Source organism: Dokdonella sp. (assembly GCF_044227025.1).
Taxonomy (GTDB): domain Bacteria; phylum Pseudomonadota; class Gammaproteobacteria; order Xanthomonadales; family Rhodanobacteraceae; genus Dokdonella_A.
Genome location: NZ_JBGAFX010000003.1, coordinates 167250 through 190363, shown reverse-complemented (window position 1 = coordinate 190363; position 23114 = coordinate 167250). Strand labels below are relative to the sequence as shown.

General features: G+C 66.1%; 23 protein-coding genes and 5 tRNA genes. 3 read left to right on the top strand and 25 right to left on the bottom strand.

Annotated features, from left to right (window positions below; genetic code table 11):
- Positions 1-108: 108 nt before the first annotated feature.
- From rplL to ACILRJ_RS08495, 12 genes are all read right to left on the bottom strand, one after another.
- Positions 109-477, bottom strand: coding sequence for a 50S ribosomal protein L7/L12 (gene rplL, locus ACILRJ_RS08550; protein ID WP_395682381.1), 369 nt, complete (start codon positions 475-477; stop codon positions 109-111).
- 59 nt (positions 478-536) lie between these two features.
- Positions 537-1058, bottom strand: a complete 522-nt coding sequence (gene rplJ, locus ACILRJ_RS08545; RefSeq protein ID WP_395682379.1) for a 50S ribosomal protein L10 — start codon at positions 1056-1058, stop codon at positions 537-539.
- Between the two features lie 421 nt (positions 1059-1479).
- Entirely contained in the window at positions 1480-2181 is a 702-nt protein-coding gene (rplA, locus tag ACILRJ_RS08540; protein ID WP_395682377.1) for a 50S ribosomal protein L1, read from the bottom strand.
- Positions 2182-2183: 2 nt separating this feature from the next.
- Positions 2184-2612: a 50S ribosomal protein L11 gene (gene rplK, locus ACILRJ_RS08535; RefSeq protein WP_291191704.1), complete on the bottom strand. Its 429-nt coding sequence runs from the start codon at positions 2610-2612 to the stop codon at positions 2184-2186.
- A gap of 184 nt (positions 2613-2796) precedes the next feature.
- Positions 2797-3357 carry a transcription termination/antitermination protein NusG gene (nusG, locus tag ACILRJ_RS08530; protein ID WP_395682374.1) on the bottom strand — a complete coding sequence of 187 codons (561 nt, stop codon included), beginning with the start codon at positions 3355-3357 and terminating at the stop codon, positions 2797-2799.
- A 9-nt stretch (positions 3358-3366) separates the two neighbouring features.
- Positions 3367-3753 (bottom strand): preprotein translocase subunit SecE, encoded by a 387-nt coding sequence (secE, locus tag ACILRJ_RS08525; RefSeq protein WP_395682372.1) that lies wholly within the window; start codon positions 3751-3753, stop codon positions 3367-3369.
- A gap of 79 nt (positions 3754-3832) precedes the next feature.
- A tRNA-Trp gene (locus tag ACILRJ_RS08520) sits at positions 3833-3908 on the bottom strand.
- A 98-nt stretch (positions 3909-4006) separates the two neighbouring features.
- Positions 4007-5197: an elongation factor Tu gene (tuf, locus tag ACILRJ_RS08515; protein ID WP_395682370.1), complete on the bottom strand. Its 1191-nt coding sequence runs from the start codon at positions 5195-5197 to the stop codon at positions 4007-4009.
- Between the two features lie 99 nt (positions 5198-5296).
- Positions 5297-5372, bottom strand: a tRNA-Thr gene (locus ACILRJ_RS08510).
- 114 nt (positions 5373-5486) lie between these two features.
- Positions 5487-5560 (bottom strand) — tRNA-Gly (locus ACILRJ_RS08505).
- A gap of 96 nt (positions 5561-5656) precedes the next feature.
- Positions 5657-5742: transfer RNA gene (locus tag ACILRJ_RS08500), tRNA-Tyr, on the bottom strand.
- A gap of 84 nt (positions 5743-5826) precedes the next feature.
- Positions 5827-6318 (bottom strand): acyl-CoA thioesterase, encoded by a 492-nt coding sequence (locus ACILRJ_RS08495; protein ID WP_395682368.1) that lies wholly within the window; start codon positions 6316-6318, stop codon positions 5827-5829.
- A 133-nt stretch (positions 6319-6451) separates the two neighbouring features.
- Here ACILRJ_RS08495 and ACILRJ_RS08490 point away from each other — a divergent pair, with 133 nt between their 5' ends.
- A complete protein-coding gene (locus ACILRJ_RS08490; protein WP_395682366.1) occupies positions 6452-7531 on the top strand; it encodes a DUF11 domain-containing protein in 1080 nt (359 codons plus the stop codon).
- A gap of 14 nt (positions 7532-7545) precedes the next feature.
- Here the strand turns inward: ACILRJ_RS08490 and ACILRJ_RS08485 are convergent, their stop codons facing one another.
- The 9 genes from ACILRJ_RS08485 to ACILRJ_RS08445 form a co-directional block, all read right to left on the bottom strand.
- On the bottom strand, positions 7546-8088 hold the full coding sequence (locus tag ACILRJ_RS08485; protein ID WP_395682364.1) for a DUF1579 family protein: 543 nt from the start codon (positions 8086-8088) through the stop codon (positions 7546-7548).
- Between the two features lie 119 nt (positions 8089-8207).
- Complete coding sequence (ychF, locus tag ACILRJ_RS08480; protein ID WP_395682362.1) at positions 8208-9299, bottom strand: redox-regulated ATPase YchF; 1092 nt, start codon at positions 9297-9299, stop codon at positions 8208-8210.
- A gap of 118 nt (positions 9300-9417) precedes the next feature.
- On the bottom strand, positions 9418-10005 hold the full coding sequence (gene pth / locus ACILRJ_RS08475) for an aminoacyl-tRNA hydrolase (protein WP_395682360.1): 588 nt from the start codon (positions 10003-10005) through the stop codon (positions 9418-9420).
- Between the two features lie 215 nt (positions 10006-10220).
- Positions 10221-10898: a 50S ribosomal protein L25/general stress protein Ctc gene (locus tag ACILRJ_RS08470; protein ID WP_395682358.1), complete on the bottom strand. Its 678-nt coding sequence runs from the start codon at positions 10896-10898 to the stop codon at positions 10221-10223.
- A gap of 144 nt (positions 10899-11042) precedes the next feature.
- A complete protein-coding gene (locus ACILRJ_RS08465) occupies positions 11043-11999 on the bottom strand; it encodes a ribose-phosphate diphosphokinase (RefSeq protein WP_395682356.1) in 957 nt (318 codons plus the stop codon).
- 87 nt (positions 12000-12086) lie between these two features.
- A tRNA-Gln gene (locus ACILRJ_RS08460) sits at positions 12087-12158 on the bottom strand.
- A gap of 35 nt (positions 12159-12193) precedes the next feature.
- Complete coding sequence (gene ispE, locus ACILRJ_RS08455) at positions 12194-13054, bottom strand: 4-(cytidine 5'-diphospho)-2-C-methyl-D-erythritol kinase (RefSeq protein ID WP_395682354.1); 861 nt, start codon at positions 13052-13054, stop codon at positions 12194-12196.
- Entirely contained in the window at positions 13054-13662 is a 609-nt protein-coding gene (lolB, locus tag ACILRJ_RS08450; protein WP_395682352.1) for a lipoprotein insertase outer membrane protein LolB, read from the bottom strand. Before lolB ends, ispE begins: the two co-directional genes overlap by 1 nt.
- Positions 13659-15410, bottom strand: coding sequence for a tetratricopeptide repeat protein (locus tag ACILRJ_RS08445; protein ID WP_395682350.1), 1752 nt, complete (start codon positions 15408-15410; stop codon positions 13659-13661). Before ACILRJ_RS08445 ends, lolB begins: the two co-directional genes overlap by 4 nt.
- A gap of 162 nt (positions 15411-15572) precedes the next feature.
- Between ACILRJ_RS08445 and hemA the strand changes: the two genes are divergently transcribed.
- Together hemA and prfA are read left to right on the top strand one after the other, a co-directional pair.
- Positions 15573-16838, top strand: coding sequence for a glutamyl-tRNA reductase (gene hemA / locus ACILRJ_RS08440; protein ID WP_395682348.1), 1266 nt, complete (start codon positions 15573-15575; stop codon positions 16836-16838).
- A 108-nt stretch (positions 16839-16946) separates the two neighbouring features.
- Positions 16947-18029, top strand: a complete 1083-nt coding sequence (gene prfA / locus ACILRJ_RS08435) for a peptide chain release factor 1 (RefSeq protein WP_395682346.1) — start codon at positions 16947-16949, stop codon at positions 18027-18029.
- Here the strand turns inward: prfA and dapE are convergent.
- The 4 genes from dapE to glnD form a co-directional block, all read right to left on the bottom strand.
- Positions 18013-19182 carry a succinyl-diaminopimelate desuccinylase gene (gene dapE / locus ACILRJ_RS08430; RefSeq protein WP_395682344.1) on the bottom strand — a complete coding sequence of 390 codons (1170 nt, stop codon included), beginning with the start codon at positions 19180-19182 and terminating at the stop codon, positions 18013-18015. The genes prfA and dapE overlap by 17 nt on opposite strands.
- Entirely contained in the window at positions 19179-19544 is a 366-nt protein-coding gene (locus ACILRJ_RS08425; RefSeq protein WP_395682343.1) for a Spx/MgsR family RNA polymerase-binding regulatory protein, read from the bottom strand. Before ACILRJ_RS08425 ends, dapE begins: the two co-directional genes overlap by 4 nt.
- A 2-nt stretch (positions 19545-19546) precedes the next feature.
- Positions 19547-20365, bottom strand: coding sequence for a 2,3,4,5-tetrahydropyridine-2,6-dicarboxylate N-succinyltransferase (gene dapD / locus ACILRJ_RS08420; RefSeq protein WP_395682341.1), 819 nt, complete (start codon positions 20363-20365; stop codon positions 19547-19549).
- A gap of 73 nt (positions 20366-20438) precedes the next feature.
- Complete coding sequence (gene glnD, locus ACILRJ_RS08415) at positions 20439-23111, bottom strand: [protein-PII] uridylyltransferase (RefSeq protein WP_395682339.1); 2673 nt, start codon at positions 23109-23111, stop codon at positions 20439-20441.
- Between the last annotated feature and the right edge of the window lie 3 nt (positions 23112-23114).

Genomic DNA, 23114 nt, shown 5'->3' with positions numbered 1-23114 from the left:
GGCGGAGGCCGGAATCCAGGCTTTGCTTTTCGTCTTCCCGTACTCATCAAAAGCTGGACCCCGGATCAACGCACATCCTGTGCTGTCCGGGGTGACGCCATCCTGACGTCACTTGATCTCGACGGTGGCACCAGCCGCTTCGAGTTCCTTCTTGAACTTCGCAGCGTCGTCCTTCGACACGGCGTCCTTCAGGGTGCCGGTCGCTTCGACGAGGTCCTTCGCTTCCTTCAGGCCGAGACCCGTGATGGCGCGAACGGCCTTGATGACTTCGACCTTCTTCTCGCCGGCAGCCTTGAGGATGACGGTGAACTCGGTCTGCTCTTCGACCGGAGCAGCGGCTGCGGCCGGGCCGGCAACAGCAACCGGAGCGGCAGCGGAGACGCCGAACTTCTCTTCGATCGCCTTGACCAGCTCCATGACTTCCATGAGGCTCTTCGCGGCGACGGCTTCGACGATCTGATCGTTGGTAAGGGACATTGGTAGTTACCTCGGTAAAATTTTCTGGAAAGGGTTCAGCAGGTCGTTGCGGTTCGCACTCAGGCCGTTTCAGCCGGCGCAGCAGCGGCGTCGCCGCCCTGCTTGTCGGCAACCGCCTTGACGGCGCGGGCGAACATGGCAGCCGGCTCGGCGAGCGCGCGGGCAAGCATGCCCAGCGCCTGATCGAGCGTCGGCAGCGAAGCGAGTACCTCGACGTGGCTTGCCGGATACTGCGTACCACCCACGGCGACGACCTTCGCCTTCAGCTTGTCGTTGCCCTTGGCGAATTCCTTGATCAGGCGACCGGCAGCTCCGGGTTCCTCTTTCGAGAACGCGTAAAGCAGCGGACCGACCAGCGAATCCTGAACGCACTCGTACTCGGTACCGACGACGGCCCGCGATGCCAGAGTGTTCTTGACGACTTTCAAGAACACGCCGGTCTCACGCGCCTTCTTGCGCATCGCGGTCATCTGCTCGACCGTGGTGCCCGCGTATTCGACGGCAACGAGGGAGTGGGCCTTGGCGGCAACTTCTGCCAGCTCGGCGACAACTTCCTTCTTCTGGGACAGATTTAGAGCCATTGCACTCCTCCAAATGAACTCCGCTCGCAGCTCACGCCGCTGGCGGTCCTGAACGACATCCGTCCTGGATGCCGGGGACGCGAATCGCGTCCCGTGGTGGCCTGTCTGTACTGGTCTGCCCAGAGGCGGTGAACCAGAAATTTTCCAGGAGGCGACACCATCTGCGCAGGCTGGGCTTTTGAGGCCTTGCCGACAGGATCGGGATAGTCCATGCAAACGCCCGCTTCCGTGCGTCCCGATCGCGCCGTCCCGGCCGCCTGCGGTCTTTGACGGCTCCCGCTTCCGCGGGCGCCCTCAAAATTTCCGACATCCCTGTCCACTCCGGAACAGGGCAAAAACACGTGACCTCGATCCGTCGCAGCTTCGTGACGGACGAACCGGCTGCGGAGATGGTCCGCAGCGTTCCGCTATTTCGCCGCGATCAGACCGCGACCGACGACGGGTCGACGATGACACCGACACCCATCGTGCTCGAGATCGATACCTTCTGCAGGTATTGGCCCTTGGCCGAAGCCGGCTTCGCCTTGTGCAGATCGGCAATCAGCGCATTGAGGTTTTCCTTCAGCGCCACCGCGTCGAACGAGGCCTTGCCGATCGTGCAATGCACGATGCCGCCCTTGTCGTTGCGGAACTTGACCTGACCCGCCTTGGCGTTCTTCACCGCGGTGACGACATCGGCCGCGACCGAGCCATCCTTCGGGTTCGGCATCAGGCCACGCGGACCGAGCAGTTGGCCAAGCTTGCCGACCACGCGCATCGCGTCCGGGGTGGCAATCACGCGACCGAAGTCGAGCTCGCCCGCCTGCATGCGCTCGGCAAGGTCTTCCATGCCAACCGCGTCCGCGCCGGCGGCCTTCGCCGCTTCCGCCTTCTCGCCAGCCGGGCAGAACACCGCGACCTTGACCGTCTTGCCGGTGCCATGGGGCAGCATGACCGAGCCACGCACGCCCTGGTCCGATTTCTTCGCGTCGATGCCGAGGCAGATCGCCACGTCTACCGATTCGGGGAACTTCGCCTTGGCGCCGTCCTTGACGATCTTCAGTGCTTCGTCGATCGCGTAGACCTTGCCCGGGGTAACCTTCGCGCTGAGCGCTTTGTAACGCTTGCTGATCTTCGTGCTCATGTTCAGATCTCCGACACCAGGCCCATGCTGCGGGCGCTGCCCGCGATCGTCCGAACGGCGGCGTCGAGATCGGCCGCGGTCAGGTCGGGCTCTTTCGCCTTGGCGATGTCCTCGAGCTGCTTGCGCGTGACCTTGCCCACCTTCTCGGTGTTCGGACGCTTGGAGCCGGACGTGATGCCGACGGCCTTCTTCAGCAGGATCGTCGCCGGCGGCGTCTTCGTGATGAAGGTGAATGTGCGGTCCGAATAGGCCGTGATCACGACCGGAATCGGAAGACCCGGCTCGAGCTTCTGCGTCGCGGCGTTGAACGCCTTGCAGAACTCCATGATGTTGAGGCCGCGCTGACCCAGCGCAGGACCGACCGGCGGCGAGGGATTGGCCTGACCGGCCTTAACCTGCAGCTTGATGTAACCAACTACCTTCTTTGCCATTGCCTTGCCTCCGGGTGCAAACGCCTGTTGTCAGGCTCCCCATCGCGCCGGAAATTCACGTGTCCCGGCTTCACGCAACAAAACCCGTTTCGCGCCAACGGCCGCGCGAGGCGGCCGAAAAGGCCCCGGCTTTGCTTGGGTAGCCGGGTAGTATAGCAGTGTTTCCGCGCCTCGTCCGGCGCGATCAGGCCTTTTCGACCTGACCGAATTCGAGCTCGACCGGCGTTGACCGTCCGAAAATGAGCACGGCCACGCGCAGGCGACTCTTTTCGTAATTCACTTCCTCGACGACGCCATTGAAATCGTTGAACGGCCCATCGGTGACGCGCACCATCTCGCCCGGCTCGAACAGCACCTTCGGGCGCGGCTTCTCGGCGCCTTCCTGCACACGCTGGAGGATGCTGTTCGCCTCGGAGTCCTTGATCGGCAGCGGACGATCGGCCGTGCCACCGATGAACCCCATGACCTTCGGCGTTTCCTTGACCAGATGCCAGGATTCGTCGTCGATCTTCAGCGCCTTGCCTTCGTCGTGCGTCTCGATCTGCACCAGCACGTAGCCGGGGAAGAACTTGCGCTCGCTGCGACGCTTCTGGCCGCCGCGCATCTCGACGACCTCCTCGGTCGGCACCAGCACCTCACCAAACTTGTCCTGCATCCCGGCGCGCGCTACGCGCTCCTGCAGCGAGCGTCGAACCGTATGCTCGAAGCCCGAATAGGCGTGCACCACGTACCAACGCTTGCTCATTCCCGCTCCTCAGCGCCCGATCTTCAACAGGTGGTCGAGCACAACCCACTTCAGGGTCACGTCGATCAAGCCCAGCAGAAGGCTCAGGATGATCACCACCACGACAATGACCAGCGTCGTGCGCAGGGTCTCGTCACGGGTCGGCCATACGACCTTGCGCAGTTCGAACTGCGATTCGGCCAGATACTCGCGCACCGAACGACCAACCGCGGTGAAAGCGCCGACCGCCATCGCCGCGATCACGCCGACCAGCAGGACGCCAATGCGCGCCCAGCCATTCCAGTCGGCGAAGTAGTAGTAGGCCACCATGCCCGCCACCAGCAGCGCGCCGGCCAGCGTCAGCTTGACCATATCGAGCGCGTTCGCGGTACTCGCCTTTTCAACCTTGGTATTCATGTGATCCACTTCAGCCGCCCTCCCTGACGGCAAAGATCAGACCGGCATCCGTGCCGGACTTCCCGATTGAGGTTCAAACTGGCACGCCAGGAGGGACTCGAACCCCCAACCTGCGGTTTTGGAGACCGCTGCTCTGCCAATTGAGCTACTGGCGTGTGTAGGGAGCCGGGAATCGAGAATCGGGAATGGGGAATCGTCTGGAGCGAGCCGCTTTTGACGATTCCCTATTCCCGATCCCCGATTCCCGTATTCGTTACTGGACGATCTTCGCCACCACGCCGGCGCCGACCGTGCGGCCGCCCTCGCGGATCGCGAAGCGCAGGCCTTCGTCCATCGCGATCGGCGCGATCAACGTCACCACCATCTTCACGTTGTCGCCCGGCATCACCATCTCGACGCCTTCCGGCAGCTCGCACGCACCCGTCACGTCCGTCGTACGGAAGTAGAACTGCGGACGGTAGCCCTTGAAGAACGGCGTATGACGACCGCCCTCGTCCTTCGACAGCACGTACACTTCCGCCTCGAACTTCGTGTGCGGCGTGATCGAGCCCGGCTTCGCCAGCACCTGGCCGCGCTCCACTTCGTCGCGCTTCGTGCCGCGCAGCAGCAGGCCCGCGTTGTCGCCCGCCTGGCCCTGGTCCAGCAGCTTGCGGAACATCTCCACGCCCGTCACCGTCGTCTTGACCGTCGGACGGATGCCCACGATCTCGATTTCCTCGCCCACCTTGATCACGCCACGCTCGATGCGGCCCGTCACCACCGTGCCACGACCCGAGATCGAGAACACGTCCTCGACCGGCATCAGGAACGGCTTGTCGATGTCGCGCTGCGGCTCCGGAATCCACGTGTCCAGCGCGTCCACCAGCTTGATGATCGCCGGCACGCCGATTTCCGACTGGTCGCCTTCCAGCGCCTTCAGCGCCGATCCCTTGATGATCGGCGTGTCGTCGCCCGGGAAGTTGTACTTCGACAGCAGCTCACGCACTTCCATCTCGACGAGCTCCAGCAGCTCCGCGTCGTCGACCATGTCCGCCTTGTTCAGGAACACCACGATGTACGGCACGCCGACCTGGCGCGCCAGCAGGATGTGCTCGCGCGTCTGCGGCATCGGACCGTCCGCCGCCGAACACACCAGGATCGCGCCGTCCATCTGCGCCGCACCCGTGATCATGTTCTTCACGTAGTCCGCGTGGCCCGGGCAGTCCACGTGCGCGTAGTGCCGGTTCGGCGATTCGTATTCCACGTGCGCCGTCGAGATCGTGATGCCGCGAGCCTTCTCTTCCGGCGCCGCGTCGATCTGGTCGTACGCCTTGAACTCGCCGCCAAAACGCTCCGCACCGATCTTCGTCAGCGCCGCCGTCAGCGTCGTCTTGCCGTGGTCGACGTGGCCGATCGTGCCCACGTTCACGTGCGGCTTCTTGCGCTCGAATTTTTCCTTCGACATGGCTGCTCTCGCTGACTGTGTGGTTGGTGATGCTTTAGTTGAAGAGTGCGGCCATGGATGGCCGCTCTTGCTCGCGGTCATGGACGGCCGCGCTGGTAATGGTGCTCACGAATGGAATCGAACCATCGACCTCCTCCTTACCAAGGAGGTGCTCTACCGACTGAGCTACGTGAGCAGTTGCTTTTGCAGTCCTCCATGACTGCGAAGAACAAACTGGCATCCATGCCAGACTTTTCAACAGGAGCAATACCTTTCCGCGGTGAATCGTCTATCGGCAATAGCCACTCAATGGAGCGGGAGACGGGAATCGAACCCGCGCTAGTAGCTTGGAAGGCTACAGTTCTACCATTGAACTACTCCCGCGCCGGACGAACCTGCTTGGGTGTTGCGCCGTTGGCTGGTGAGGCCTTCGGGTCCTGCTTCGCGCCGGATGCCATCTACCGTCGCGCTTCTTAGAACTGGTGGAGGGAGGTGGATTCGAACCACCGAAGGCGTAAGCCAGCAGATTTACAGTCTGCCCCCGTTGGCCGCTTGGGTATCCCTCCATCACGGAGCCGCGCATTGTCCGTGCATGGAGATGCCAGTGTCAAGGCTGGGTGACGGCCAAACTTGGCTCCGTTTCCTGTCGATCACGCCTGCGACGGCAAGCGAAAGCGCGAGATCTCGGCTTCCATCGTCTTCGACAGCTCGATCAGGCGCTGGGCATAGTCGGCCAGGCGCCGATCCTCGTCGCTGGAGGGCTGCCAGGGAGGGACCGCCGTCGGCTTGCCATCGGGCGCATCCAGGGCGACGAAGATGATCACGCAGCTGGTTGCGGCCCGCTCGGCCGCTGTCTTGAGGTCGCGCGCGATGACGTCGACCGCGAAATGCATGCTCGAAGTGCCGGTCCGGATCAGCTTGCACCGGACCGTGACGAGGTCGCCGATCAGGATCGGCTGCACGAACTGGATACCGCCGACCGCAACGGTTACGCAGTACTGGCCGCTCCAGCCGACCGCGGCGGCGTAGCCAACCTGGTCGATCCACTTCATGACCATGCCACCATGCACCTTGCCGCCGAAATTCACGTCGCCGGGTTCAGTCAGGAAGCGGAATTCGACCTCGCGCTGCTGGCCTGGCATGGTATGGATCCTCGACCGAAGGGGCGCCTAGCCTAGCGCCGCGATCCGCACTTGTGTGAACCCGATCGCGCCTGCGGACCAATCGGGGGCCTAAGCTGGTGCCGCCATGCGGCAGGGGAACAGGGAGCAGACCATGCGGTACTCGACATTCTTGCTGGGCCTGGCCGTGGCCGGCAGCGCCAGCGCAAGCGAGGTAACGATCAAGAACGACTCCCTCACCGATTTCGGCAGCGCCGCGATCGTCTGGGGTTTCGTCAGCGGCGAGATGGCCGGCTCCTGGCTCACCAGTCCGTGCGACGGCAACCTCGTCGCCGTGCAGATCTTCTGGCGCTCGCCGAGCGGCACCAGCGCGGACGTGATTGGCAGCGCAATCCATGTCTATCGAAGCGGCACGTTCCCGAATCCAGGTATCGAGGCACAGACCATCGGCGGCCCGGTGCTGCAGGACAACGCCCTCAACGAATGGCGTTATCTCGACGAAAACAACACCTTGCCGCTGATCGTGCCGGTCAGCCTGAACGAGACGATGGTCGTCGCGCTCGAATTTGCCGACGCGCCTCAAGCCGGCTCCGATCCAAGTGTGGTGCGGGACAACGACGGCAACACGCCGGGACGGAACACGATCTACGCGAACCTCGGCAGCTCGTTCGCATGGTTCAACAGCGCCGACCTCGGCGTGACCGGCGACTGGGTCATCCGCGCTGTCGTCAATTGCACGAGCGTCTCCACGGATGCCGACGTTTCCGTGTCGATGAGCGCCTCCCCGACCGCCTACACGGCAGGTAGCGCACTGCAATACACGATCGTCGTCGCCAATGCCGGCCCCGCGTCATCGCCAAGCACAACGCTCGTCGACACTTTCCCTTCTGCCCTGCAAAGCCCGACCTGGACCTGCGCCCCGAGCGGTGGCGCGACCTGTCCCGCCGGCAGCGGTGGCAATATCGTCGGCTCCGCCAGTCTGCCGTCGGGCAGCCACATCACGTTCACCGTGAACGGTACCGTCGCCGCCGGGACGACCGGCACGCTGAGCAATTCGATGACCGCGGTCGTCGGTGCGCCTGCGACCGATCCGAACGGCACGAACAACACGGCCAGCCTTGATCTGTCTCCCGCCGTCGACGATCTCATCTTCGCGAACGGCTTCGATCCATCCGCAGGGATGCTGCCGGTCGTGCCGTCGCGCGCGATGGGCTTGGCGAGGTCACGTCGGTAGCGCAGCAGGGACCGCTAGCGCCGAGCTTGAGTACGTCGCGTGAACGTGATCGTGCCGAGCGGCACTTCCTTGCCGCTCTTCGGCCCGATCGCGGTCATCGTCAGTACGCGCGTGTCGCCGCGGAACGTCTCGGTCATGCGGTATTTCGCCGGCGGATACGGATCGGGCTGGCGCAGCTCCGAGGTCCACGTCATCGTCTTCGACGCGGGGTCGTACGTCCCTTCATCGAGGCGGATGTAGTCCTGGTTGCTGTCGACCCAGATGCCGACATAGCGCTGTTTCTTCGCATCGTAGCCCCAGGTGCCGTGCCCGCCGTATTTCGCATCGACCTCGAAGTCGTTGCGGATCCAGCGCTTGCCGATCACGAACGTATTCGTCTGCACGCCGGTCGCATGCGTCGGCGCTTGATCCGGCGTGGCAGGCGGGAATTCGATCGCCGCGTCCCAGACGCCCTCTTCCATCTTCAGGACATCCAGCTCGGGGGCGATCGCGGGCGCGGTTTCGGCCGCATTCGCGGCGTTGGCCGCGAGCAGCAAGGTGGCGAGAACAATGCGCATGTTTCTTCTCCTGCAAGCGCCACATAGGCGCCGGTCATTGCAGGAAAACGCGGCAGCGCGCGAAAACCTATCAGCGCGCTGTTCGGCCCGGCGCGCGATCCGCTCGCCGGGTCGGTGCGTCAGACGTTGAAGCGGAAGTGCAGCACGTCGCCTTCCTTGACGAGGTAGTCCTTGCCTTCCAGGCGTAGACGCCCGGCATCGCGCGCGCCGGATTCACCCTTGTACTGGATGTAGTCGTCGTACGCGATCGTTTCGGCGCGAATGAAGCCGCGCTCGAAATCGGTGTGGATCACGCCGGCGGCCTGCGGTGCTGTCGCGCCCTTCTTCACCTGCCACGCACGGACTTCCTTCTCGCCCGCGGTAAAGTAGGTCTGCAGGCCGAGCAGCTTGTAGCCGGCGCGGATCACCCGGTTCAGGCCCGGCTCGTCGAGCCCCAGGTCCTTCAGGAATTCGTCGCGATCGGCGTCTTCGAGCTGCGCCATCTCCTCCTCGATCGCGGCGCACACCGGCACGACTTCGGCACCTTCGGCCAGCGCGCGCTCGCGCACGCGATCGAGGTGCGGGTTGTTCTCGAAGCCGTCCTCGCGCACGTTCGCGATGTACATCAGCGGCTTCAGCGTGAGCAGGAACAAGTCGCGCACGAGCGCCCTCTCGTCCTCGTCGAGGCCGAGACTGCGCGCCGACCTGCCTTCGTTGAGACCGGCCGCGAGCTTCTGCAGCACCGGCCGCTTCGCCAGCGCTTCCTTGTCGTTCGCCTTCGCCGCGCGCTCGACCCGGTTGAGCGCCTTGTCGACCGATTCGAGGTCCGCCAGTGCCAGCTCCGTGTCGATCGTCTCGATGTCTGCGATCGGATCGACCTTGTTCGCGACGTGCACGATGTCCGGATGTTCGAAGCAGCGCACCACATGCGCAATCGCATCGACCTCGCGGATGTGTGCGAGGAACTTATTGCCGAGGCCTTCCCCCTTCGATGCGCCCGCGACGAGTCCGGCGATGTCGACGAATTCGATCGAGGTCGGAATGATCTTCAGCGGCTTGGCGATCGCGGACAGCGCCGCCAGACGCGGATCCGGCACCGGCACGACACCGACGTTCGGCTCGATCGTGCAGAACGGGAAGTTCGCCGCCGCGATGCCTGCCTTGGTCAACGCATTGAAGAGGGTCGACTTGCCGACGTTCGGCAGGCCGACGATGCCGCATTTGATGCCCATGATGAAATCCGGGATTGGAGATTGGGGAATTGGAGATTCGGTAAAGTGGGACTCGACCATCGTGGCGCGCGACCGAGGAGCGCGGGAACCTGCTCCAACTGGTCGCGAATCCCCGATTCTAGTCCCCGCTCGCGGTATGCAATTTCTTCATCGCCGCGTCGAACCCGCCGGCGACTGCGAGCGGCAGCACATCAAGCCCGCGGGCTATCGCATCGAGCATCAGGTCCTCGTCGATTTTCGACGGGCGACTCAATACCCAGCCGCTGACCCGATCCTTGTGGCCGGGATGACCGATGCCTATCCGCAACCGATGGAACTTTCCGTGGCCGATGTGCGCGAACAGGTCGCGCAAGCCGTTCTGGCCGCCATGGCCACCGTCGAACTTCAGGCGCGCGGCACCGGGCGGCAAATCGAGGTCGTCATGCACGACCAGCATCTGTTCGGGTTCGATCTTCCAGTAGCGCAAGGCGGCGCCCACGGAAGCGCCACTAGCGTTCATGAACGTGATTGGCTTGAGCAACCACAGCGGATTGCCGCCGACCGCGACCTTCGCGGTTTCGCCGCGCAGTTTCGACTCGATGCCGAAGCGCGCGGATTGTCCCTGCGCCAACGCATCGACGAACCAGTAGCCCGCGTTGTGACGGGTCCGCAGGTGTTCGGCGCCGGGATTCCCGAGGCCGACAATGAGACGCAGCGAAGCCGACATTACGCTCATTCCGGTACACGCCGGAATCCGCTCCGGCCCTGAATTCGGTTCGACGACGGCGTGGGAAAAAGCATGCCGGCTCGCGCCGGCATGCCTTCAACACCGAGGTGACCCCGACTCTGCGCACATCCCGTCCGCAACGTCGCCTGACACCGCATACGGGGTCCCGGATCAGCGTGCATCCATGCGTTGTCCGGGATTGCGCGATCCTGGCGTCACTTCTTCTCGTCTTTCTTCGCCGGAGCCGCCTTGGCCGGAGCCGCTGCCGCTGGAGCGGCTGCGGCCGCTTCGGCCGGTGCCGGCTCGGCTTCTTCCTTGACCTGCTTGGCGACGACGACCGCGTGGTCGTGTTCCTTGCCGAAGCGCAGTTCCGCGATTTCCACGCCGTCCGGCAGCTTGAGGTCGGACAGGTGCACGATGTCGCCGATCTGCAGGCCGGAAAGGTCGATCTCGATGCTCTCGGGCAGGTTCTTCGGCAGGCACGAGATTTCGACTTCGGTCAGCTCGTGCATGATCACGACGCCGGACGTCTTGCCTGCGACCGAACTTTCCTGATTGAGGAAGTGCAGCGGCACGCGCACGCGCAGCGTCTGGTTCTCGCTGACGCGCTGGAAATCCATGTGCAGCACCTGCTGCTTGAACGGATGACGCTGCATGTCACGCAGCAGGACCTTCTGCACGTCGCCGCCGAGATTGAGATCGAGGATCGACGAGTAGAACCACTCGTTCTGGCTCGCGTGCCAGACATCCTTGTGCTGGATCTGGATGCTGACCGGATTGTTCTCGCCACCGTAGACGATCGCCGGGACAAAACCAGCGCGACGCAGGCGGCGGCTCGCACCCTTGCCCTCGTCGTTGCGCTTTTCAACCTTGATTTCGTGGGTCTTTGCCATGTTCGTGTTGCCTTCTTGCAGTTGATGCCACCTCGCGGCGGCGATGACGCTTCCCCGCGACCAGGGAAGCGGAAATCGAACCCGTGATTCGCGATTCGTGATTCGAAAGTTGCGCGACGAATCACCAATCACCAATCACGTGAATCAATCCACGTACAACGAACTCACCGACTCGCCATACGCGATGCGGCGGATCGTTTCGGCCAGCAGCTCGGCGACCGAGAGCTGGCGGATCTTGTTGCAGGCCCTGGCCGCATCGCTCAACGGAATCGTGTCGGTCACGACCAGTTCGTCCAGCGCCGAGGCCTCGATGTTCCTGATCGCCGGGCCGGACAGCACCGCGTGCGTGCAGTACGCGACGACCTTGCGGGCACCGTTCTTCTTCAACGCCGCCGCCGCCGCGCACAACGTGCCGGCGGTGTCGACGATGTCGTCGACGAGGACGCAGACCTTGTCCTTGACCTCACCGATGATGTTCATCACGGTCGATTCGTTCGCCCGTGGGCGACGCTTGTCGATGATCGCGAGATCGGCGTCGTCGAGGCGCTTGGCCAGTGCACGCGCGCGCACCACGCCGCCGACGTCCGGCGAAACCACGATCAGGTTGTCGTTCGCGTAGTAGCGCCAGATGTCGGCCAGCAGCACCGGCGAGGCGTACACGTTGTCGAGCGGAATGTCGAAGAATCCCTGGATCTGGTCCGCGTGCAGGTCGACCGTCAACACGCGGTCGGTGCCGACCACGCCGATCATCTGGGCCGCGAGCTTGGCCGTGATCGGCACGCGCGCCGAACGCGGCCGCCGATCCTGGCGCGCGTAACCGAGATACGGAATCACCGCGGTCACGCTCGCCGCCGAGGCGCGCTTGAGCGCGTCCACCAGCGCCAGCAGCTCCATGAAATTGTCGGCGGTCGGTGCGCACGTCGGCTGCAACACGAACACCTCCTGGCGCCGCACGTTCTCCTCGATTTCGACCTGCACCTCGCCATCGCTGAAACGACCGACCAGCGCCTTGCCGAGCGGAACATTCAGCTCCGAACAGATTGTCGCCGCGAGGTCACGGTTCGCGTTGCCGGTGAAGACCAGGAGGCCAGAGGTGTCCATGTTGGTATCCACGTTCACTCCGCTGCTTCACGGCACAACGCCGAATTGTCTGCGCGACCCTGCGATCGCGATGTGTCCTGCTGATGACTGGGGCGGCAGGATTCGAACCTGCGAATGCCGGGATCAAAACCCGGTGCCTTACCACTTGGCGACGCCCCAACAAATCCAATCACGCGGCGGCTCTGCCGTCGCCGTCACGCCAACATCTTGTGCAACGGCGACACCGACACGCCGCGCGCCAGCACCGCACGCCATCCCTGCGGGCAATCCCTCAGCACAGCCTCGCCAGCCTCGCGCGAGTCCAGCGCGACGAACACGCATCCACCCGATCCGCTGAGCCGCGCCGCGCCGTGCGTCGCCAGCCAGTCCAGCGCGTGCGCGACCGCGGGAAAGCGTTCGCGCACGATCGGCTCGAACACGTTCGCCGTGGTGGCGCCCGAAAGAAAGAGCGGAATTGTCAGATGTGGCGCATCCCGTGTCAATTCGGCGGCCCCGAACAGGTCGGCGGTCGGCACGCTCGCTCCGGGGTCCACTACCACGTACCAGCGCAGCGGCAGCGCCAGTGGGACCAAGCGCTCCCCGATGCCTTCGGCCCAGGCGCTGTGCCCGCGCACGAACACCGGCACATCGGCGCCGAGGCCGAGGGCAAGGCCCGCCAAGGCGTCCTCGTCCAGCCCGGTATTCCAGAGCCGGTTGAGCACGACGAGGGTCGTCGCCGCGTCCGAACTGCCTCCGCCGAGGCCGCCGCCGAGCGGGATCCGCTTGTCGATCGCGATGTCCGCGCCGAGCATTGATCCGGTTGCCTGCTGCAGCACACGCGCCGCCCGCACCGCGAGATCGCGCTCCGCGGCGACCCCCGGCAACGGGTCGACCCGGATGATCCGGCCATCCTCGCGCGGGCGCAGGTGCACGCTGTCTCCCCAGTCGAGCAGCTGGAACGCGGTCTGCAGGAGGTGATAGCCGTCGGCTCGCCGACCGACGATGTGCAGGAACATGTTCAGTTTGGCCGGCGCCGGCCACGTGCTCCAGTCGGGGCCCACCGGCGCAGAACCCATCAGGGCCCCCACTCGCGCACCGCCAGGCGCACCTTGCGGTCGCCGCGGGTGGCAAACACCTTGCTGGGCAACGGCGGGTCTTGGGCAAGGTCGTAATCGATGTAGCGCACGGTCCAGCCAGCCTGGGTGATCAACGCCGGCAAGCCGTCGTCACGGAATTCGATGTCCGCCGCGCCCGGCGCGCGCCCCGCACGCACCCAGTAGCGCAGCTGCGTCACGGGCACCTCCCAACCAAGCTCGCGTTGGAGCAGGGATGCTGCATCGCCTCCCTCGATGGTTTGCCCGCGCAAGCCGTCGAGGCGCGCATGCGTGTCGTCGCCGCTGAGTACCCAGGTCTTGCCGGTGACCGGTGCGTGCACGCTGAAGCGGAACGTCGACGACTTCTGGCTCCATTCGAGCGAACCGCTGCCGCTGTCATGGCCATCAGACACCCCGAGCCGACCGCGCAGCGACCAGTCGGCCCGCGCCGCCAGCGTCGATTCGCGCGCGGACTGCTGCGCCAGCTTGCCGGCATCGGGCGGCACCGGCTTGCGCACCTGTCCCGCGCACGCGGCCAGCGCCAGCGCGGCGACGACCAGCGCTGCGCGAATCCCGGCCTTCCCGATCATTGCGTCAGGCGCCGGATCGTTTCGATCAGGGCCTTGTTGCGTGCATCCTTCTTGCGTCCTTCATCCCACACGCGACGCGCCTCGTCGCGCTGTCCGCGCGCCCACAACACCTCTCCCAGATGCGCAGCGATATCGGGATCGGGTTGCTTCGCGTAGGCGCGGCGCAGGTTGTCCAGCGACGCATCGAGATCACCAAGGCGATAGCGCACCCAGCCCATGCTGTCGATGATCGCCGGCTCGTCGGGCTTGAGCTTGAGCGCGCGCTGGATCAACTCGAGCGCCTCGTGCTGGCGCGCGTCGTCGCCCTTGCTGTGGTCGGCGAGCGTGTAGCCGAGCGCATTCAATGCTTCCGCGTCGTCCGGCTTGAGTGCAAGCACACGGCGCAGGTCGCGTACGCCACCGCCGACATCCCCCTGGTCGACCGCGAGCAGCGCGCGCGCATACAGCAGGCGGGTATCGTCGGGCAGGTTGGTGAGCGCCCTGGCATACACCGCGAGTGCGTCGGCCGTGCGCTGGCGGCGCGCGAGCAGGTCCGCTTCGAGCAGCCAGACATTGCGCTGCTGCTCGGTGTCTCCGGCCGCGATACCGGCCAGTCGATGCAACTGGTCGAGCGACTCCGGCGTGCGATCCAGCTGGTCGAGCACGAGCGCGATGCGCATCTGCGCATCGAACGCGTGTTCGTCGTCCTCTGGCACCTCGCGATACCACGCCAGCGCGGCCTCGCGCTTGTCGATCAGTTCGGCAATCTGGCCGAGCAGGTACAAACGCTTGCCGTCACGCGGGGAACTGTCCGCTTCGGCCTCGCGATACAGCGCGCCAAGCAATGCCTTGTCGTCGGCGCGCGCCGCATAGGCCGCGCGCGCGCCGTAGCTGACGTCATCCTGGGGGCCGCGCGCAAGCGCGCGTGCGGCGGCGGCATTGTCGCCGGCATCGGCGAGCAGGGTCGCGTAACCGCCGCGCAGGCGCGCATTGGCGGGTTCGCGCGCGATCGCCTCGACGTAGATGGCGCGCGCCGCCGTCTTGTCGCCACGATCGAGCGCCAGACGTGCACTCCACATGTACGCATCGACGCCATGGAAACGCGCAACCGCCGCATCGGCGAGACGGCGTGCCAAAGCCTTGTCGCCGAGCTTGAACGCGAGCTGGCTCAATGCGACGCGGTTCGCCTCGCTCGCCTCGCGTGGCTCCGGCGTGATCAGGCCGCCGAGCAAGCCGGCGGCAGCGGCCTTGTCGTCCGCATTCAGCAGCACCTGGGCGATCAGGCGCCAGGCATTGTCGTCGGCGCGCGCAGCGATCTCGGCCAGCGCGGACTTTGCGTCGTCGAGGCGCTTCTCGCCAAGCGCGATCCATGCGCGCGCCTGCACGATGCCGGGATCGTTCGGCGCGAGCTGGCGCCAACGTGCCAGCGCCTGCGTTGCGAGCGACCAGTCCTTCTGCGACAGCACCAGGCGGGTCGCCTCCTCGGCCAGCGCCGGATCCGCAGAGAGCGCCGACGCTTCGACAAAGCCATGCGCCGCGCCAGCGAGATCGTTGTCCTGCAGGGCGAACTGCGCGACCAGCAGCTTCAGCAGGAGGTCCTGTTCCGCTGCGACCGGCCGCGCCAGCGGTGCTGCCGCCGCATCCGCCGCATGCCTTGGCGCCTGGCTCGCACACGCTCCCAGCAACAGTACGAGCACGACCGCAAGCGCGCTGCGCACCGGGCCAACGCGGTGCTGGGAGAAACGACCATCGACCATCGAGAGCTGCATGCAAAGCCTTGTCTTGCTTGATATCGCGGGATGCGACCCGCACAATTCGCTGGCGCCGCCGCGGCGCACGCCGCACCAAGCTAGCTTAGCCGATCCCGGCACCACGACCGGGCTGCAAGCGACGCTTCCGAGGCAAAACCGCGAACCCTTCGACCATTCCACATGGCGCTGATTGCCCTCGGACTCAATCACCTGACTGCCCCCGTCGCGCTGCGCGAGCGGATTGCCTTCCCGCCGGAGGCGACCGCCCCGGCACTCGCGGAGCTCGTCGCCGTGCCCGGCGTGCGCGAAGCGGCGATCCTGTCGACCTGCAACCGCACCGAGCTGTATTGCAACGTGGAGAGCGGCGCCGAGGCGGCGCCGGCCGCCTGGCTCAACCGTCATCGTGAACTGACCAGCGGACGGGTCGACGAGTTCCTCTATCGCCACCACGACGCCGACGCGGTGCGCCATCTGTTCCGCGTCGCGACCGGGCTGGAATCGATGGTGCTGGGCGAGCCGCAGATCCTCGGTCAGGTCAAGGACGCCTATGCCTTCGCGCGCGACGCACACACCCTGAAGACGCCGCTGGAACGCCTGTTCCAGAACACGTTCGCGGTCGCCAAGCGGGTTCGATCGGACACGCGCATCGGTGCCAATCCGGTCTCGGTCGCGTTCACGGCGGTGCGCCTCGCCGAACGCGTGTTCGCCGACCTCAGCGAAGCCTGCGTGCTGCTGATCGGCGCCGGCGAGACGATCGAACTGGCCGCGCGTCACCTAAGCGAGGCGAACGTGCGGCGGCTTATCATCGCGAACCGCACGCTCGACAACGCGCAGTCGCTGGCGACACGCTTCGGGGGCTACGCGATCACGCTGTCCGACATCGGCAAGCACCTCGCCGAGGCCGACGTGGTGATCGCCTCGACCGCAAGCCGCGACCCGGTGCTGCTGCGCGAGCAGGTCGCCGCCGCGATCGCCGCCCGCCGGCGCAAGCCCATGTTCCTGGTCGACATCGCAGTGCCACGCGACATCGAGCCGGCGGTCGCCGAGATCGAGGACGTCTATCTCTACACGATCGACGACCTGCGCCAGGTCATCGATGAGAACCTGCGCTCACGACGCGAGGCCGCGCGCGAAGCGGAGGCCATGATCGAATTGTCGGTCGAGCACTTCATGGGCTGGTGGCGCACGCTCGACCTGCACAACCCGCTGGTCGACCTGCGCCGCGACGCCGAGGCGAACCGAGACGAGACACTGGCCAAGGCGCAGGCCATGCTGGCGCGCGGCAAGACACCCGAGGAAGCGCTCGCGTTCCTCGCCAACACCCTCACCAACAAGCTGCTACACGCACCCAGCGCGAACCTGCGCGCCGCCGCCCTGCGCGGCGACGAGGAACTGCTGCGTGCGGCCGAGCGGTTGTTCGACATCAACGCAGGGATTCGTGGTTAGGGATCGGGATTGGCTGGAGCGGCCCGCTGTGCGGAACCAGCCGATTTTCCGAACGTCGCCTTCCCGAATCCCGAATCGCGAATCCCCAATCCCCAATCCCGGCCCTCCATGCTCCCATCCATCCGCCGCAAGCTCGAACAACTCGCCGAACGCCATGAGGAACTCGAGCATCTGCTCGCCAGCCCCGAGGTGCTCGGCGACGCGAAGCGGCTGCGCGAGGTTTCGCGCGAGCATGCCCATCTCACGCCGCTGACCGCGGCCCTGCGTGCATTCGACGAAGCCGGCAGCGCGCTCGAATCCGCGCAGGCGATGCTCAAGGATCCCGACCTCAGGGAGCTCGCGGTCGATGAAATCGGCCTGCTCGACGGCAAGCGTGCGCGCCTGGAAGACGACCTCAACCGCCTGCTCATCCCGAAGGATCCGCGCGACGACGCCAACCTGTTCCTCGAGATCCGCGCCGGCACCGGCGGTGACGAAGCGGCGATCTTCGCCGGCGACCTCATGCGCATGTACCTGCGCTACGCCGAACGCAAACGCTGGAACGTCGAGATCCTTTCCTCGAGCGACGGCGAGCACGGCGGGTACAAGGAAGTGATCGCGCGCGTCGAAGGCACCGGCGCCTATTCGCGCCTGAAGTACGAGTCGGGCACACACCGCGTGCAGCGCGTACCGGCGACCGAGTCGCAAGGCCGCATCCACACCTCGGCTGCGACCGTGGCGATCCTGCCGGAACTGGACGAAGTGGACGATATCGAAATCAATCCCGCCGACCTCAAGACCGATACCTTCCGCGCCTCCGGCGCCGGCGGCCAGCACGTCAACAAGACCGACTCGGCGATCCGCATCACGCACCTGCCGAGCGGGATCGTGGTCGAGTGTCAGGACGAACGCAGCCAGCACAAGAACCGCGCGCGCGCGCTGTCGCTGCTGAAAGCGCGCCTGCTCGATGATGCGCAGTCCAAGCAAAGTGCCGCGCAAGCCGAATCACGCAAACTGCAGGTCGGCTCCGGCGACCGCAGCCAGCGCATCCGCACCTACAACTTCCCGCAGGGTCGGCTCACCGACCACCGCATCAACCTGACCCTGTACCGCCTGCCCGAGATCATCGGCGGCGATCTCGACGAACTCGTCGATGCACTGACGCGCGAGGACCAGGCCGACCAGTTGCAGCAACTCACTGCGACGGGCTGAGAACGTCCGCGCGGAAACGCTGCTCGACGATCGCGCGATAGAGCGCCGGGAGGCGCTCCAGTTCGTCGAGCAACACATGCTCGTCGACCTTGTGGATGCTCGCGTTGCAGACGCCGAGTTCAAGCACTTCCGCGCCAAGCGGCGCTATGAATCGGCCGTCGGAGGTGCCGCCACCAGTGCTGAGTTCCGGTTCGATGCCGCAGCATTCGCGGATGGCCGCGAGGGTTGCCGTGCGCAGCGGCCCGGGCGGCGTTGCGAACGGCTCGCCCGACAACCACCAGTCGAGGCGGCTCCCGCCATCGCCGAGTTCGATGCCGTGCCGGCGCAGGATCTCCTCGCTGCGCTCGCGCAAGGACGCCGCGGTGCTCGCGGTGCCGAAGCGGAAGTTGAACACTGCGTGCAGCTCGCCCGGAATCACGTTGTCGGCGCCGGTGCCGCTGTTGAGGTTGGAAACCTGGAACGAGGTCGGCGGGAAGGCTTCGTTGCCTTCGTCCCAGCGTTCGACCGCGAGCGCGGCGAGCGCGTGCGCGAACGCGTGGATCGGATTGTTCGCCTTCTCGGGATAGGCGACATGACCCTGCACACCACGCACCGTCAAACGCCCGGTCAGCGAGCCGCGCCGGCCGATGCGCACGAGATCGCCGAGCCTGTGCTTCGACGACGGCTCGCCGACGACACAGGCATCTATGCGTTGCCCGCGGCGGCGGAACTCTTCCGCGACGCGGCGCACGCCATCGATCGAGGCGCCCTCCTCATCCGACGTGACCAGCAGCGCGAGCGTGCCGCCGTGCGACGGATGCGCGCGCACGAAATCCTCCAGCGCGACGACCATTGCCGCGACACCGGATTTCATGTCGGCCGCACCGCGGCCATACAACCTGCCGTCGCGAACCACCGGCTCGAACGGCGGCGATGACCACGCTTCGACCGGACCGCTCGGCACCACGTCGGTATGGCCGAGGAAGACGAGCACCGGTGAACCGCTGCCGTGGGTCGCCCATAGATTGTCGACCTGGCCGTAGCGCAGGTGCTCGATCGCGAAACCGGCGCGCGCGAGGCGCTCGGCGATCAGCGCCTGGCAACCGGCATCGTCTGGCGTGACCGACGCACGCCGGATTAGCTCGGTGGTCACCTCGAATACCGGTGAGGTCATGCCTGCGTGCCTTTTCCGAACAGCCGCTTGAACAGGTTGTCGCTGAAACCCTGGTGCAGGGTGCCATCCTCCATCACGACGAGTGGGCGACGAATCAACGCCGGATGCTCCTTCAGCAGCAGCGTCCACTCGGCCGCACTTCCGGGCGATTGGCGCGTTTCGGGCAGACCGCGCCATGTCGGCGATGCGCGATTGATGAACTTTTCCCAACCGCCAAGCGCCGGCGCCCATTGCTTGAGCGTCGCTGCCGCGATCGGCTGCGCGCGGTAGTCGATGAATTCATGTTGCACGTCGAAGCGGTCGAGCCAGTTGCGCGCCTTCTTGCAGGTGTCGCACTTGTCGAGGCCGTAGACTTTCGTCATCTTCAGGCCCTCAGCAGTTCATTGATGGCGGTCTTCGAGCGTGTCTGCGCGTCGACACGCTTGACGATGACTGCCGCATACAGGCTGTGGCTGCCGTCCGCTGCCGGCAACGAACCGGACACGACTACGCTGCCGGCCGGAACGCGGCCGTACGAGACTTCACCGCTCGCGCGATCGTAGATCTTCGTCGACTGACCGAGGAACACGCCCATGCCGATCACGCTGCCCTTCTCGACGATCACGCCCTCGACCACTTCCGAACGCGCGCCGACGAAGCAGTCGTCCTCGATGATGGTCGGGTTCGCCTGCAAGGGTTCCAGCACGCCGCCGATACCCACGCCGCCGGAAAGGTGCACGTTCGCGCCGATCTGGGCACAGGAGCCGACCGTGGCCCAGGTGTCGACCATCGTGCCCGCGCCGACGTGCGCGCCGATATTGACGTAGCTCGGCATCAACACCGCGTCCTTTGCGACATGAGCACCACGACGCACCAGCGCGCCCGGCACCACGCGAGCGCCGGCGGCGCGGAATGTGTCCTCGCCGGCATCGGCGAACCGCAGCGGCACCTTGTCGAAGGCGGCCATCGGCCCGCCATCCATGACGCGGTTCGCGCTGATGCGGAAATACAGCAGCACCGCCTTCTTGAGCCACTGGTGCACGACCCATCCGCCGCCGTGATCGGGTTCCGCGACGCGCGCGGCACCGGTTTCGAGCGCGTCGAGCACGCGCTCGATCGCCGGTCGCAGTGTCGCGATGTCGTTATCGGACAGAGCCGCGCGACGCTCCCAGGCGTCGTCGATCAGGGTTTGCAACTGCTGCATGCGCCAGGGAATCCATGATCCGGGGCCGTGCATCGTGCCACGACACGCGGCCGAATGCCGCATGCCGCACCACTCAAACCGACCGCGCGGCCGCGCCTGGCCCGAGCCGCTCCAGCAGCCGCGTGCGCAGGGCGGCGCGCGTTCCCTCGGCGAGCACGTTGCCGCCGGCGTCGGCGAGCAGGAAGAAGTCCTCGACGCGTTCGCCGAACGTTGCGATGCGCGCGTCGTGCACGCGCACGTTTGCGTCACGCAAAGCCTGCGCGACCTCGGCAAGCAGACCGGGACGATCGCTGCAGACGAGGGCGAGTTGGGTCGCGCCGTCGACGTCATCGAACTCGATCTGAGGAGCGCGCTGGAAATGGCGCAGGCGGCGCGGCAGGCTGCGACGCGCGACGCGGGTGTCGAGGTCGCGCGCATCGAGTACGCGCAACAGTCGGGCCTCGAGCTCGCGCGCCCGTTCGGCCGGCAGTGCCGACCCGCTGGCCGAATCGAGCAGGCCGAACGTGTCGAACACGCGATCGCCTGGTCCGACCAGCAGGCGCGCATCGACGACACCGAGACCTGCACGGTCGAGGGTCGCGGTGATCGCAGCGAACAAGCCCTCGCGATCCGGCGCGCACACGAAGAGCTCGCTGCCGCCCCGGGTGGACTGCGCGTTGATCGCGACGACGACCGGCGCATCGCCGGCCTGCGCGATCGCGCGTGCCTGCCAGCACAGCTGCGCCGGCCGATGGCGCAGGAAGCTCGCTGGTGGAAAACGATCGACGAGTTCGGTCGCGCGCGGCTCCGCCATCCCGCTTTCCAGCAGCAGCTCGAGCGTGCGTCGTCGGCAGTCTTCCGCGCGCTCGTCGGCATGCAGCGGTCGTCCGAGACCCGCTCGCAACGCGTAGCGAGCCGCCATGTGCAGGTCGGCAAGCAGACGCGCCTTCCATTCGTTCCACAGCTTCGGATTGGTACCGGCTATATCTGCGATCGTCAGCAGGTAGAGGTAATCGAGGCGTTCCCGGTCGCCGACCTGGACGGCGAAGCGGTGCACGATGTCGGGATCGGTGATGTCCAGGCGTTGCGCAGTGACGCTCATCAGCAGGTGCCAGCGCACGAGCCACGCGACGAGCTCGATGTCCGCCTCGGCCAGGCCCATGCGCGCGCAGAACTCGCGCGCCTCCTCCTCGCCGAGCTGCGAGTGGTCACCGCCCCGGCCCTTCGCGATGTCGTGGAACAGCGCCGCGAGCAGCAGCAGCTCGGGCTTGTCGAGCGCAGCGAACGTCTCCCCCGCGAGCGGGAACGCGTCGCGCGCGTCGGCATCGGCGAAACGGGCGACGTTGCGCAGCACGCGCAGGGTGTGCTCGTCGACGGTGTAGATGTGGAACAGGTCGTACTGCATGCGCCCGACCACGCGGCGGAACGCGGGCAGGATCCCCGCGAGCACGCCATGGCGGTTCATGCGCGCGAGCACTTCGACCGCAGGCGCGCCATGGCGCAGCAGCACGAGGAACGCAGCCAGAACCTGCGCATCGGCGGCGAACCCGTCGCCACAGTGCGCGAGCGCCTGTTGCAGCAGGCGCATCGTCTGCGCCGACAGGCCGCGCAGCTCGGGATGCGCAAGCTGCAACGTGAACACGTCGATCATCGCGCGCGGTCGACGCAGGAACAGGTCCGCCTCGCGCGGTTCGATGCGCGCTCCGAGCGCGACGAAGTCGCGATCGAGCTCGCGCGGCGCGCCAGGCGCCGGTTCCAGCCACTCGGTGCAGCGCTCGAGGAACTGCACGCCGAGGCGTTCGGCGATCGTCGCCGCGCGGTAGTACGCCTGCATGAATTGCTCGACCGCGAGGTTGGTCGAGTGTTCGTCGACGTACCCGAACTCGCTCGCGAGGCGCCGCTGGTAGTCGAACAGCAGACGCTCCTCGGGTCGCCCGGCGGCGAGATGCAGCGCATGGCGGCAGCGCCACAGCGTCGCCTGCGCGCGCTCGAGCGCCTCCGACTCGCTGCGATCGAGCAGGCCGCACTCGACCATCGCGGCGTAGTCGCCCGCATCGGCGACGCGCCGGCCAAGCCACCGCATCAGGTCGAGCGTGCGCAAGCCACCGGGCCCGTCCTTGAGGTTCGGTTCGAGGTTGTAGGCGGTGTCGTTGTAGCGCGCATGGCGTGCCGCCTGCTCGCGGCGCTTGGCCTCGAGAAAGTCCCGCGTCGACCACACGCCAGGGTCGACGACCAGTTCGGCGAGCGCATCGGCAAGGCGCGGCTCGCCAGCGAGCAAGCGCGCATCGAGCAGCGAGGTATAGACGCTCACATCGCCTTTCGCCAATGCGCGGCAGTCGTCGAGCGTGCGCACCGCATGGCCCGGCTTCAAGCCGATGTCCCAAAGGCAGGCGAAGAACGCCTCGAGCGCGCGCACCTGACCCTGAAGCGCGGGCGCCGTGCCGAGCACGAGAAGGTCCACGTCGGATTGCGGGAACAGCACGCCGCGACCGAATCCGCCGACTGCAAGCAGACTGCAGTCGGGCGCTTCACCGACGCAGGAACGCCATGCATGCACGACCACCGTGGCGACCGCGCTAGCGCGCAGTCGCACCAGATCGGCCACCTCGGCGCCGGCATGGAATGCTGCGGCAAGCGCGCGGTCGCTGTCGCCAAGCACCTGACGCAGTGCCAGCCGCGCCTCGGCGGAGACACCGCTGCGCGGCAGCGCCGCTGGCAGGCGCGGCAGGTCGGGCAGGCGCGCGTCGGCCAACTCGCGCGGACTCATCGC